The 12,469-nt window shown below is 71.1% G+C and carries 9 protein-coding genes; all 9 read right to left on the minus strand.

Annotated elements, in window-relative coordinates; genetic code table 11:
- Positions 1–563: thioesterase II family protein (locus FNH05_RS03105; protein WP_144585727.1), on the minus strand; the 563-nt coding region annotated here is incomplete at its 3' end.
- Positions 564–581: 18 nt separating this feature from the next.
- Positions 582–1,613 carry a C45 family autoproteolytic acyltransferase/hydrolase gene (locus tag FNH05_RS03110; RefSeq protein ID WP_144585728.1) on the minus strand — a complete coding sequence of 344 codons (1,032 nt, stop codon included), beginning with the start codon at positions 1,611–1,613 and terminating at the stop codon, positions 582–584.
- Positions 1,610–2,218, minus strand: coding sequence for a GNAT family N-acetyltransferase (locus tag FNH05_RS03115; RefSeq protein WP_144585729.1), 609 nt, complete (start codon positions 2,216–2,218; stop codon positions 1,610–1,612). Before FNH05_RS03115 ends, FNH05_RS03110 begins: the two co-directional genes overlap by 4 nt.
- On the minus strand, positions 2,215–2,505 hold the full coding sequence (locus FNH05_RS03120; RefSeq protein ID WP_222426496.1) for an acyl carrier protein: 291 nt from the start codon (positions 2,503–2,505) through the stop codon (positions 2,215–2,217). The genes FNH05_RS03115 and FNH05_RS03120 overlap by 4 nt, the downstream gene beginning before the upstream one ends.
- A complete protein-coding gene (locus FNH05_RS03125) occupies positions 2,495–4,060 on the minus strand; it encodes an AMP-binding protein (RefSeq protein WP_222426497.1) in 1,566 nt (521 codons plus the stop codon). The genes FNH05_RS03120 and FNH05_RS03125 overlap by 11 nt, the downstream gene beginning before the upstream one ends.
- On the minus strand, positions 4,057–7,389 hold the full coding sequence (locus FNH05_RS03130) for a non-ribosomal peptide synthetase (RefSeq protein WP_144585730.1): 3,333 nt from the start codon (positions 7,387–7,389) through the stop codon (positions 4,057–4,059). The genes FNH05_RS03125 and FNH05_RS03130 overlap by 4 nt, the downstream gene beginning before the upstream one ends.
- Positions 7,386–9,662, minus strand: a complete 2,277-nt coding sequence (locus FNH05_RS03135; RefSeq protein WP_186382349.1) for a class I tRNA ligase family protein — start codon at positions 9,660–9,662, stop codon at positions 7,386–7,388. The genes FNH05_RS03130 and FNH05_RS03135 overlap by 4 nt, the downstream gene beginning before the upstream one ends.
- A gap of 152 nt (positions 9,663–9,814) precedes the next feature.
- Positions 9,815–10,939 (minus strand): NAD(P)/FAD-dependent oxidoreductase, encoded by a 1,125-nt coding sequence (locus tag FNH05_RS03140; protein ID WP_246127481.1) that lies wholly within the window; start codon positions 10,937–10,939, stop codon positions 9,815–9,817.
- Entirely contained in the window at positions 10,936–12,267 is a 1,332-nt protein-coding gene (locus tag FNH05_RS03145; protein WP_144585732.1) for a lysine N(6)-hydroxylase/L-ornithine N(5)-oxygenase family protein, read from the minus strand. The genes FNH05_RS03140 and FNH05_RS03145 overlap by 4 nt, the downstream gene beginning before the upstream one ends.
- Positions 12,268–12,469 lie beyond the last annotated feature (202 nt).

The following is a 12,469-nucleotide window of genomic DNA, read 5'->3' on the forward strand; positions in this document are numbered from 1 at the left end:
ATCTCCAGCGGCGGGGCCGGGCGGTAGCGGTAGCCGACCGCCAGGTCGAAGTCCGCCTTGAGCCCGGGCAGCAGCAGCGCGAGCACGCCCTCGTCGGCGAGCACGTCGGGCGGGAACTGCCCGAAGAAGGCCAGCGCTTCGGCGAACTCCTTGCCGTTCAGCTCCGCGATCCGCCGTACCCGCCGCGACGGCAGCAGCGACGGCGCGGAGATACCGGAGGCGACGAGATGCCGCAGGTTCGGCAGGCCGCGGAGCCGGCGCGCCACCTCGAACGCCAGCAGTCCGCCGAAGCTGTGACCGAACAGGTGAATCGGACGCTGGTCGCCGCGCGACTCCTCCGCGATCGCCGCCGCGGCGGCGTCGGCCAGCGCGTCGAACGGTGGCAGCGTCTCGTGAGCGCGGTGGGCCTTACCGGGCGGGCAGACGGCCACGACGTCGGCGTCGGCGTCGAGGGCGGGCTGCCAGCCGAGGTAGGTGCGGGGGTTGCCGCCGGCGTAGGGGAAGCAGAACACGCGGGCGGGCCGGTTGTCCCCCTGGACGATGAACCATCCGGGACCGGGCATCGGGCGTCTCCTTTCCGGTCAGGTGAGGGCGAAGGAGCGAGTGGGGGAGACGGCCGGGTCACCGGCACGCACGTGCAGTTCGCCGCGGGCGGGCCACAACACGACCGCCGCTACCGTCCGTTCCCGGCGGAGGTCACCGGTGCCCTCGACCCGGATCGGGGCGGTGGACAGCAGCGCGAAGTGGTCCTCGGTGGTCGCGGCGCGCGGCAGTTCCGCGACGCCCGCCTGGCACGTCTTCAGCCGCAGCCGGGAGAAGTTGCGGGCGAACACGTTGAGCTCGTCGTGCGCCGCGAACCCGGGGTGCAGGAAATGGTTGGTGTGGAAGGATTCCGGCCCTTCGGACACCCTCATCTCGTCGCCGAGCACCTCGACCCAGGCGGTGGTCTCCGCGTCGCACAGGGTGAGTGACCGGGAGCTGGCCAGGCGCAGCCCGCGCAGCACCTCCACCGCCTCGCCCACGCTGCCCGCGGTGTCCAGCAGGTGCCGGATCGCCAGATACGGTGGCAGGCCGGGCCGCCAGTCGCCGCCGAGTACCAGGTTCAGGCCGACCGCGAGCCCGCCGTCGTTCACGCCGAGGTAGCCCAGCAGCCCCCCGAAGCTGAGCACCAGCGCGCGCCGGGGACCCGCCGAGACGTCGAGCACGGCAAGGTGCTCGTCGAGGTCGCCGTTGAGGTCGACCGTCTGCGCCAGCACCGGTTCCGCTCCGGCGGAACGGGCGTAGGTGGTGCAGTCGCCGAGCGTCGGCACCCGCTGGTAGCCGAGGATTTCCCGGCGGACCTGCAGCAGGGTGGCCTCGTCCTCGGTGATGCCGGCTCCGGCGGCGAGGCCGCGGACCTCCTCGGCCAGTCTCGGCGTGCCGGTTTCGATCGCGGCACGGTAGTCCGCCAGTGTCGTCCGCAGCTGGTCCAGCGTGACCGGCTCGTCCAGCAACGCGTCGAGACGGCACAGGCCGTCGTCGAGGAAGGCCCGCAGCCGGTGCGAAAGCGCCTTCCCGTGCGCCCAGCCGCGCTCGAAGGCGTCACCCCCGAGCCGCACGAAGGGGAACGTCATGATTCGCGCGGCCTCACCTTCGGCCCCGCCAGCAGCTGGTCGCGCACGTACGGCCATTCCCGCCGCAGCACGCTGTAGTACACCGCGTCACGACGGCGCCCGCCGGGCATCGGGTTGAAGCCGCGCAGGATGCCTTCCTCGATCGCCCCGATGTTGCGCAGCCCCTGCCGGGCCTGCAGGTTCAGCGCGTCGGTCTTGAACTCGACCCGCTCGGCACCGAGGTTTTCGAACGCCTCCCGCAGCATCAGGAACTTCGCCCAGCGGTTGATCCCCTGCCCGTGGAACTTGACCCCGAGCCAGGACCAGCCGATCTCCAGCCGCCCGGCGCTCTCGGCGATGCTGCAGAAGCTCATGCTGCCCGCCACCAGACCCGAACGGCGATCGGTGATCACGTAGACCACCCGCTCGCCCGCCGACTGGTCGGCGACCGCGGCGTCGAAGAACGCGTCGAAGTCGTCGTCGGTCTCGATCAGCAGCACGAAGTAGCGCCAGATGGCCGGGTCCATTGCCTGCGTCCGCAGCGGTTCCCGGTCCTGCTCGGCGATCGGCCGCAGCACGACGTGCTCGTTCGCCAGCTCGCGCCTGGCGCGCTCGGCCCAGCTCATCGCGCCACCGCCCCGGCGTGGCGGGCCAGCGCGCTGGTCACGTCCCGCAGGGTCCGCATCGCGGCCACGTCGGGCTCGGTGAAGGATTCCAGTGCGACCCCGGCGTCGTCGCAGGCGGCCATCAGGAACATGACCTTCTTCATCGACGTCAGGCCGTAGTCGTCGGCCAGGTCCCGGTCGGGCTCGAAGGCGCCCGGCGCCAGGCCGTCGCCCAGGACCCGCGCCAGATTCTCGCGGACCGCGTTTTCGACCTCACCGGCCGGTCCGGCGGGGTTCTCAGCAGACATGGATGCTCCCGTTGATGTCGTGGATCTCGCGGTGGTAGCGCTCGGCGATGCGGGCGCGCAGCGGTTTGAACTGCGAAGTGAGCAGGCCGTTTCCGGCACTGAACGGTTCGTCGGCGATGACGACCTTGCGGATCTGTTCGTCCGGGCCGAAAGCGGCGTTGGTACGGGCCAGTTGCCCGGCGACGGCGGCCTCGTCGGCCGGCACGCCCGCCGGGGACACCACCGCCACGAGGTAGGTCTGCGTGGGGCAGAACACCACGCATTCCTCGATCGCCGCGGAGGAGCGCATGTGTTCCTCGATCGGCCGCACGACCACCTTTCTGCCGTTCTCCAGCACGATCACGTCGTCCGCCCGGCCGCGGATGTAGAGGTAGCCGTCCTCGTCGAAACAGCCGAGGTCGCCGGTGCGCACCGTGCCGTCTTCGCCGAAGACCCGTTCCGACACGCCCGGCGGGGCGTACTCGTAGCGGTGGCAGACCGGATGCCGGCTCCGGACGCTGATCACGCCGTCGGCGTCGAGTAGCACCTCCTTGTGCGGCAACACCTTCCCCACGCTGCCCGGCCGGTGCGCGCCGGGATGGTTCTTCGTGACGATGCAGGTCTCGTTCAGGCCGTAGCCCTCGTATATCGGCAGGCCCGCGTCGGTGAAGAAGCGCAGCACCTCCCCGCCCGCCGGGGCGGACCCCGTCCACAGGTAGCGGATCCGGTCGCCGAACACCTTCCGCGCGCCCTCGGCCAGTGCCTCGGCGGGCGGGATCTCGGGTCCGGAGCGCTGCACCTGGCGCTCGATGTAGGCCTTCGCCGCCTGGAAGAACCCGGGCACCCCCATCACGACGGTGGGGCGAACCCGGCGCAGCGTCGGGAACGCCGCCTCATAGGTGCTGAGCGTGACGTCGTGGCCGTAGCGCAGCGCGGAGTAGATCCAGTACCGCTGCTGGAGTACCGACAGCGGCAGGAACACGAACAGGTTGTCGTCCTCGCCGTGGGCGAAGATCTCCTGCACGGCGGCGATACCGCTGTCGATGCTGCCGACGGAGGCGGTCAGCCCTTTCGGCTCACCGGTGCTGCCGGAAGTCAGCTTGATCGCCGTGAAGTCCTCCGGCCGGTAGTGGACCGGCTCGGGCACGACCACACCCGGTGTCTCCGCGAGCGTCCGGGCCTCGGCGGCCGGGAGCAGCCGGGGCCCGCTACCGTCGGCACTGTCGTCGGAAGCACCGTCGGCACCGTCGGCGAAGAGCACGGCCAGCCCGTAGCGTTCGATCAGCGCCGGGTCGGTGCCGAACTTCGCCGGATCGAACCCCACGGTGACCGCCCCGATCCGCAGGGCGGCAAGGTCGAGCAGCACCCACTCGAGGCAGTTCGGGGCGAGAATGCCGACCCGGTCACCCCGGGAGACGCCAAGGTCGAGCAGTGCGCCCGCGAGCCGTCCGGCCATGGCGTGCACGTCCCGCAGGTCCAGCGCTTCGGTCCGGTCGAGCCGGGCGACGGCGAGACGGTGCCCGGCAGGCGGCGGTTCGGCGTTGATGTGGTTGAGGATCGAAGGCGCCGTCGTCACCGCGGGCCTCCCTTCCTGGCCGGGGCCGCGGCGATCCGGGCGGCCATGGTGCGCACGGTGTCGACCTCGGGCAGCCGGTCGAGCGTGAACGTGACACCGAACCGCTTGCGCACCCCGGCGAGGATGCGCGCGGCGGCCAGCGAGTCGCCGCCGAGTTCGAACAGTGTGGTGGTGACGGCCGGTTCGGTGGGTATCTTGAGCACCTTCGCCCACAACCCGGCGACCTCGCGTTCCAGTTCATTGTCCGGTTCACTGTCCGGGGCGGCGTTCTGGACCACCGGACCGGTTTCCGCGGGCTCCCACCGCAGCAGCTTCGCCCGGTCCACCTTTCCGTTGCGGGTCAACGGCAAGCTCTCGTGCCAGTACACCGCCGAAGGCACCATGTAGTGCGGCAGCACCCGCCGCAGCTCCTCGCCGAGCTCGGCGGTGCTCGGGCGGCTGCCGCCCGCGGGGACCAGGTGCGCGGCCAGCCGATCGCCGCCGGTGCCCGCCTCCTTGGTCACCACCGCATGCCGCACCGCGGCGAGTGCGGCCAGCCGGGTTTCCACTTCACCCGCCTCGATCCGGTACCCGTTCACCTTGACCTGGAAGTCGGTGCGGCCGAGGATCTCGATCTCCCCGCTGGGCAGGTAACGGCCGAGGTCGCCGGTGCGGTAGAGCCGCTCACCGCGCACCGGGTCGTCAAGGAACCGTTCCGCGGTCCGGACCGGGTCACCCCAGTAACCGCGGGCCAGTCCCACGCCCGCGGCACAGATCTCGCCGGTGACCCAGTCGGGCAGGTCACGGCCCGCACTGTCCACAATGTACGAGCGGTTGTTCGCGTTCGGCCTGCCGTAGGGAATGCTCTCCGAGCCGTCCTCGTCCTCGCCGACCGGGTGCAGGATGTTCCAGATGGTCGTCTCGGTCGGCCCGCCGAGAGAGACCACTTCGAGTCCGGGCTTGAGCTTCCGCAGCGCCGCCGGCAGGTCCGGCGGCAACCGGTCGCCGCTCATCATCACCAGCCGCAGTGCCGCCAGCCGCTCGGCGCCCTCGGTCTCCGCGTGTTCGTGCAGCAACGAGACGATCGCGGGCACCGAATTCCACACGGTGACCCCGGTCTCGCCGCACAACTGCAGCCAGTGCTCCGGGTCGGCCGCGCGCTCGGCGTCCGGGAGCACCAGCGCCGCGCCCGCCGAGAGCGCTCCGAAGACGTCGTACACCGAGAGGTCGAAGGAGAACGCGCTGATCGCGAAGAACCTGTCGTCCGGCCCGATCCCGAACCGGCGGTTGCAGTCCGCGACGACGTTCGCGACGCTGCGGTGCGTCACCATCACGCCCTTGGGCTCGCCCGTGGTGCCCGAGGTGTAGAGCACATAGGCCAGATCGCCGGGCCGCGCGCCCGGCGCGTGCCCGACCGGGTCCGCCGGGGCCACTGTGTCCACTGTGTCCACTGTGTCCACCGGCCCGGTGAGGTCCAGCGGCAGTACCGCACGGATGCCGTCCTCGTGGCCCGCGTTGGTGAGCACGCACCGCGCCCCGGAGTCCTTCAGCAGATACTCTCGTCGCTCGGCGGGCAGCGCGGCGTCGATCGGCAGGTAGGCCGCGCCGGCGATGAGGGCGGCGAGGATACCCGCGACCTGCTCCGGACCGCGGGTCATCACCAGCGCCACCGGTTCGTCGCGCCGGACTCCCTGCCGCCGCAGCCATTCCGCCGCGCGGACGGCGTGCGCCCGGAGCAGGCCGTAGGTGATGCGCGCGGTGGAGGTGAACACCGCCGGGGCGTCGGGGGCGGCCTCCGCGCGCGCCAGGAAAGCGTCTTGCAGCAGTTGCGAACCCGGCACCGGGACCTCGGTGTCGTTCGCCTCGGCCCGGCGGCGCCGCTGGTCCTCCGGCAGGAGGTCGAACAGCGTCGCCGTCCACGACGCCTCTTCGAGCAGCAGGCCGAGCAGTTGCTGGTAGCCGCTCACCAGCGCGTCGACCAAACCTTCCGGGAACAGCCCGTCGACGCTGTCGAACTGCACCACCAGGCCGCCGTGCTGCTCGAACGGCGACACGTCGAGCCACACCTGCGGCGTCTGACTCGACGTCCACACCTCCGGCCCGAACAGTTCCAGCGCCGAGCCGTCCGCGCCCTCGTAACCGATGGCGCTGTTGAACGTGTAGGGCATCCGCGCGTCCGCGCCGTCGCGCCGCGCGAGTTCCCGCAGCACCTCGATCCCGGAGAAGTGCCGGTTGTCCAGCGATTCCCGCAGCGATGCCTGGATCGCCCGCGCCCGCTCGGCGAACGTGCCGCCCTCGGTTTCGACCTGCACCAGCATCGTCTCGCCGAAGTTGCCGAGCGCGGCGTGGATGCGGGGGTGGATCGGCGGCCGGTTGGCCACCGTGGTGTTGAGGGTGAACCGCGTCCCCGCGCCCCAGCAGGCCAGCGTTTCCGCATACGCGGCGAGCAGCACGCCGGACGGGGTCAAGCCGGCCTCGGCGGCGCGGGCCTTCAACGCCGTCCACCGGCTCTCGTCGAGCTTCGCGAAGCGGGCCGTGAAGCGCGGCCGCGTGATGGACGACGGGCTGGTGGCCAGCGGCAGGTCCGGATACGGTGCGAGGTCGTCGAGCCGCCCGAGCCAGTACCGGCGCGAACGCTCGGCCGGGGCCCGCGTGCGCGCACGCTCCTGCGCCGCCACGTAGTCGGCGAACGACGCTTCCGGCCCGGCGTCCTCGATCCGGCCGTGTTCGTAGGCCGACCACCACTGCCGGAAGAACAGGAACATGCTGATCGCGTCGAGGATCAGGCCGTCGTGATCGACGTGGAGCACCATGCTGTCGTCGGCGAGGACGGTGACGTCCACGGCCAGCAACGGCGCCTCGTCCACGGGCAGCATGCGGTGCCCCCGTTCGTCCCGCATCCTCCGGCGATGCTCCTGCTGCGCTTCGGCGGAGTGCCCGCGCAGGTCGTACCGCCCGACGCGGACGTCGACCGAGCGCTGCTCGACCTGCGTGCCGTCGTCGGTGAACCGGGTGCGCAGGATGCCGTGGCGAGCCACCACCGAGCGCAGCGCCTCCTCCAGCCGGCCGAGATCCCAGCACCCCTCGATCTCGTGGTACACGTGGCTGGCGGTGGCGCCGATCTCCACGTGCTCCTCACGCCCGATGAGGTAGCCGCGCTGCAGGGCGGTGAGGCCGAACGGCGGCGAGGTGTCCAGATAGGAGAGCAGCGCGGGCTTGTGCGCCTTGACCATCCCGATCAGCTCGGTGTCCATGCGCTCGCGTGGGCCCTGCAACCGCAGGTCCTGCCCGGAGGCCGTGATGGTCAGTCCCCGGGACCGCAACTCCCGCAGTACCTCGGCGGCACTCACGCCACCACCTCCGCGTGCTCCCGGACGACGTCCGCGGGCAGGTCCCGGGCGAGGGACGCGGCCAGTCCCGCGACGTCCTGGCTCAGCAGGCTCGCGAGCGGCACGTCCGCGCCCAGCCGGTCGGTGAGCTGGTACTGCAGCGCGACGGCCTGGATCGACTCCATGCCGAGGTCGGCCAGCGACCGGTCGCGCACGGGTTCGTCGGGGGCCAGCCGCAGCACCTCACGGACCACCGCGGACAGCCACGGCAGCAGCGGCGAATCGGCGCTCTCCTCGCTCCTGGTCTTCTCGCCGAAGAAGACGTGTCCGGCCAGGCCGATGGCCGTGCCGGGAGGCACGAGCCGCACGGACCGCGGCCACTGGGTGGCCGGAGGCTCGCCGAGGGCCCCGGCGAGCGCCGCCGCGAACCTGGGCATCACGGGTGAACCGCAGGTGGCCAGCAGGCGAGCCGCGGCGAGTTCGAGCGCGACGGCCGTGCGGGCCTCGTCGTGCCACGGGTCGAGGTCGGCGGCGGGAGCCTCGCGCCGGGAGAACTCCCGGGCGTCGTCGACCAGGCCGAGGAGGGTCTCGGCGGCGCGGTTGAGCGAGAATCCGTCCGGGCCGAGGCTGTGGGTCAGCGCGGCGAGGCGTTCGGTGAGGCGGGCGAGGAACGCGGTGTGCTCGGGCGTCCAGACGCCCGCGTCGGGTGCCTTGCCGCCGTACCGCCGCTCGATGCGTTCGCCGAGGTCCGCCAGCCAGCCCTGCCACTGCGTGGCGAGGCGCCCGGCGACGAACGCGTCGAACTCGCCGGGATCGTAGTTGGTGCGCCTGCCTTCGGGCCGGGTGAGCGCGAGGTAGAGGCGCACCGCGTCCACCGTGTCGGGGCCGAGCACGTCCCGGCCCCACACCGCGTGCCGCCTGCTGGTCGAGAACTTGCTGTGCTGGAGCAGGTAGAACTCGTTGAGGTGGTAGTCGATGTCGGGTTCCCATCCGGGGTGGGCCGCCCGGTACAGCGCGGGGATCACGATGGGGTGGAAGAAACTGCCGTCCGCCCCGAGGAAGTGCACGATCTTCCAGTCCGCACGGGGTTCGTCCGAGCGCCAGTCCTCGCCCGCCGCCCGGCCGAGCGAGGAGATGCCGTGCAGGATGCTGAAGGCGTAGTCGATCCACGACCAGATCACCTGGCCCTCGGATCCTCCCTCGTCGGGTGCGACGCCCCACTCGGCGGGATGCGTCAGCGGCACGTCGACCCGCTCGCGGCGGAAAACCCGCGCGGCCAGTTCCTTCACCGACGACGGCACCCGGCCACGCCGGTGGTGTTCCCGCACGGAGCCGGCGAACTCGTGCAGCGCGAGCGAGTACCGCTTCACGGTGCCCTCGCGCGGGGCGGTGCCGGACGCGGTGGACACAGGATCGACGAGGTCGGCGACGGAGTTGGGCTCGCGACACCCCTCGCAGATGTTGCCGCCGGTGAGTTCGCCGCAGGACGGGCACCCGCCGGTCACCCCGGCCTCGTAGAGGTACTTCCCGGTTACGGGGTCGAACAGCGCGTCCGCCTCCTCCCACCGCACCTGCTCGGAGGTCACCAGCCGGGTGAAGAACGCCCGCAGGGCGTCGGGATAGCTCTCGTCCGCGCTCGTCGCGGTGTACTGGTGGACCTCGATGTCCATGGCCCGCAGCGTTTCCCGGATCCGGCCGCTGTAGTGCGCCGCGGTCCCGGCCGGGGTGCGGCCTTCGCGTTCCGCCGCCGCCACCACGTAGTTCTGGAAATCGTCGCTGCCGCACAGGTGCCAGGCGTCGACACCGTTCATCCGCTGGAACCGGGTGTAGGCGTCCGCGGCGAAGAACGGACCGGCCAGGTGGCCCAGGTGCAGGTCGCCGTTGGGGGTCGGCGCCGAGGAGAACACGAACACCGGGCGCCTGCCGAAGCCCCGCCGCACCGGCCGCGTGGCGGCTTCCGCCGCGCGCTCCCCGTCCCGCCAGAAGAACGACACCAGCAGTAGGTCCGTCTCGCCGGTGTTCGTCACGTAGTGGGTCTCGAACGGGTCGAACCGGACCACCGATCCGGCCGAGACGGGATACCGCTCGCCGTCCACCGTCAGCTCGCCCGAGCCGGCGACGATCACCCACGTCTCGGTCTCGTCGTGCTGGTGGGTCAGCGATCGCACGCCCGGGGCGACGCGTCCCCACGCGGCGCCCACACCGATGTCGCCCGCCGCCCCGGTGTCCACACTGGACACGTCGATGCCGAAGGACCTGCTCAGTGCTTCCTCGCTGAAGGTGCTGATGTTCACAATCCACTCCCTGCTCGGTTGTGTTTTATAAGCGGCGGAGCCGCTTGCGGTGGGCCCTCGTAAGAACAGCACTGCCAGCGCTTGGTGAACTGGCATTCATGAGGAAGAGATCCCACCGCGAGGGGCCGCGTCAGGTTCCGCCACCCGCACCGCTACCCAAGCCACTGTGGTACACGCCCTAGCTGTAGGAGGTCGGCCGCCTCGGCGGCGATGGCGGGCGCCAGCCGGTAGCCCGAGCCGTTCGCGGCGCCGGCGAAGACCACGCGGCCACCCTCGTCGAGTGGGCGGACCACCGGTTCCCCGGTGCCGCTGTAGGCGTCGCAGAACACCCGGCCCGATGCGCACGCGTCCGCCATCCCGGGCGCGTAGCGCCGCAAGATCTCCTTGGCCTCGACAAGGTTCTTCGCGGTCAGCCCGGTAACGGGCGAGTCGGGGTCGGCGTCCCACTCCGGGCAGGTGTAGCTGAACAGCCAGTGCCCGCGGCCGGGCAGCGGCAGCAGGAAGGCGTCCTCCTGCTGGAACAACACCGCCCGGTCACCGGGCACTGGCCTGCGCCGGATGTGGAGCGCGACCACCTTCTTCACCCGCGCCCCGAGCGGAGCCACCAGCCCGGCCCACGGCGCGGCGGACAACCAGGGGCCGGGGGCCAGCACCACTCTGCCCGCCGTCACGGTCTCGCCGGTGCCAAGGCGGAGCCGGACATCGTCCGCCGTGACGTCGAGGGAGTGCACGCGCACGGCCTCCCGGACGTCGGCGTCGGTGCCCAGGTCGGCCACCACCGCTTGCGCGACCGTGGGCACGACGGCGTAGTGGCAGCCGCTGATCTCCCACGCCGCGGTACCGTCCGGGAGCCGGACGCCCTCGGGGAGCTCGCGCGTGGGAACCGGGCCGGATTCCGTGAGGTAGGTGCCCGCCAGCGGTTGCCCGTCCCGCGGGCCGACGACCGTCATCGGAACCGGATGGATCGGCAGGCCCGGCCGGGCGCGCCGCAGTTCGGCGTAGAAGTGCTGGCTGTACCGCGTCATGCGGCGCACCCGCGCCGTCGTGCCGCGAGGGGTGTGCAAGCCGGCGGAGCGCAGGCTCGCCCCACCTCCCACCGCGTCCCGGTCGATCAGCATCACGGAGGCGGCGGGGGAGCGGCGGACGATCTCGCGGGCCGTCAGGCAGCCCACGATGCCCGCGCCCAGCACGGCGACGTCGACGCGGGTGTGAGCCCGTCGGCCGGTGCCCGCCTTCACGGACTGGTTCGCGGACTGGTTCGCGGACACCGCGCTCACGCCCTTCCGAACTCGCCGGTCGGGTGCTTCGCCGACCAGCCGATGAACGAGTCGAGTTGCTCGTTGGAATGCACGCCGAGCAGCCGGTCGAGAATGCGCTGGCTCCGCCACGCCATCAGGCTGAGATTCGGGTCGGCGAGGCCGCGCTGCCCGCGTGCCCCGTTCTGCAGGAAGACACTGCGGTTGCGGGGGCCGTCCCATTCGATGGCGAAGTCGCGGTCGACGCGGTACTCGTCGCCCTCCCGCGCCAGCCGGTGCTCGACCGGCGCGAGGAAGTCCGTGGCCGCGGACCGGAAGCCGGTGGCCCAGACCACGTGGTCCACCTCCACGTGCTCGACCAGGCCGGGATCGTCGTTGCCGGTCACCGTCAGGTCCCAGCCACCGCGGTCCGCCCGCACATCCGTGACGTTCCGGTTGGGGAGCAGGGCGAACAGGTCCGGGCTGCCGTCGACGAAGCGGCGGGCGTAGCAGCGCTGGTAGATCTCGCGCAGCGTGGATTCGGAGATCCCGTCGCTGGTGAGCACGTGCTGGGCGTTGAGCGCGATGCGGGTGGAGCGTTCGAGCTCGAAGAAGTAGTCCGAATAACTCGGCATGTAGTACTCGTTGGTGAACGGGGAATCGTCGATGGGGAAGTAGTTGCGCCGCCGGGATATCCAGGTCGCCCGGCGTGGCAGCTCCGCGGGCGGGCGGGAGATCAGATCCAGGAAGACCTCGGCCCCCGACTGGCCGCCGCCGACCACGGCGACACGCTTTCCCGCGAGCTCGCGGGATTTCGCGACGTAATCCGCGACGTGGAACTGCGTGCCGCCGAGCTTGCCCCGGGCCGGTTCCGGAACCCACGGCTGGGTGCCGACGCCGACCACGACGTTGTCCGCGGTCACGACGCGGTCGCTGGTGTGCACGGTGAACACGTCCTGGAACTCGACGCCGAGCACCTCCTCACCGAAGGTGACGTTCTCGTTGATCCGGCTCGCCCACTCGAGGTAGTTGCGGAACTCCTGGCGGGGCACCGAGTCGAACTGGGCGTTCACGAAGTGGTAGATCCGGCCCTGTTTGTGCAAATAGGACAAGAAGGAGAAGCGGTTGGTCGGATCGGACAGCGTGACCAGGTCCTTCAGCAGCGATACCTGCAGCTTGGCACCGGGAATCTGCTGGCCGTCGTGCCAGCCGAACCGGTCCTTCCGGTCGAGAAAGAGGTTCGGCACCCCGGGCCTGCCGTAGAGCAGCGACGCCAGGCTGAGGTTCGCCGGACCGACACCCACGCCGAGGCAGCGGTAGTGCTCCGGCCGGGAGCCGTGCGAGCGGGAGATGCCGGATCTGCTGTTCATGCTCACGGGTTCCGTCTCCTCACATCGCTCCCGCTCGATTTCCTCGCATTTTTTTCAGCCATTGTTAACCCTCTTCGTCGGAATGCTGGGCTATAATCGATCGATTACGTCGGCTGCCGGCATTCGGTAGGGGCGATCGCGGTCGCAGTCTTGCGCATGGCACGACAAGGGCGAAGAATCCCTCCCTGATTCTTGGCTGTTC

Origin of the sequence: Amycolatopsis rhizosphaerae, assembly GCF_007713715.1 — a bacterium.
Lineage (GTDB): Bacteria > Actinomycetota > Actinomycetes > Mycobacteriales > Pseudonocardiaceae > Amycolatopsis_E > Amycolatopsis_E rhizosphaerae.

What these genes read in the sequence shown, in the direction of transcription:
- FNH05_RS03110 (WP_144585728.1), bottom strand. Translation starts at nt 1,613, where the DNA reads ATGACGTTCCCCTTCGTGCGGCTCGGGGGTGACGCCTTCGAGCGCGGC.
- FNH05_RS03115 (WP_144585729.1), bottom strand. Translation starts at nt 2,218, where the DNA reads ATGAGCTGGGCCGAGCGCGCCAGGCGCGAGCTGGCGAACGAGCACGTC.
- FNH05_RS03120 (WP_222426496.1), bottom strand. Translation starts at nt 2,505, where the DNA reads ATGTCTGCTGAGAACCCCGCCGGACCGGCCGGTGAGGTCGAAAACGCG.
- FNH05_RS03145 (WP_144585732.1), bottom strand. Translation starts at nt 12,267, where the DNA reads ATGAACAGCAGATCCGGCATCTCCCGCTCGCACGGCTCCCGGCCGGAG.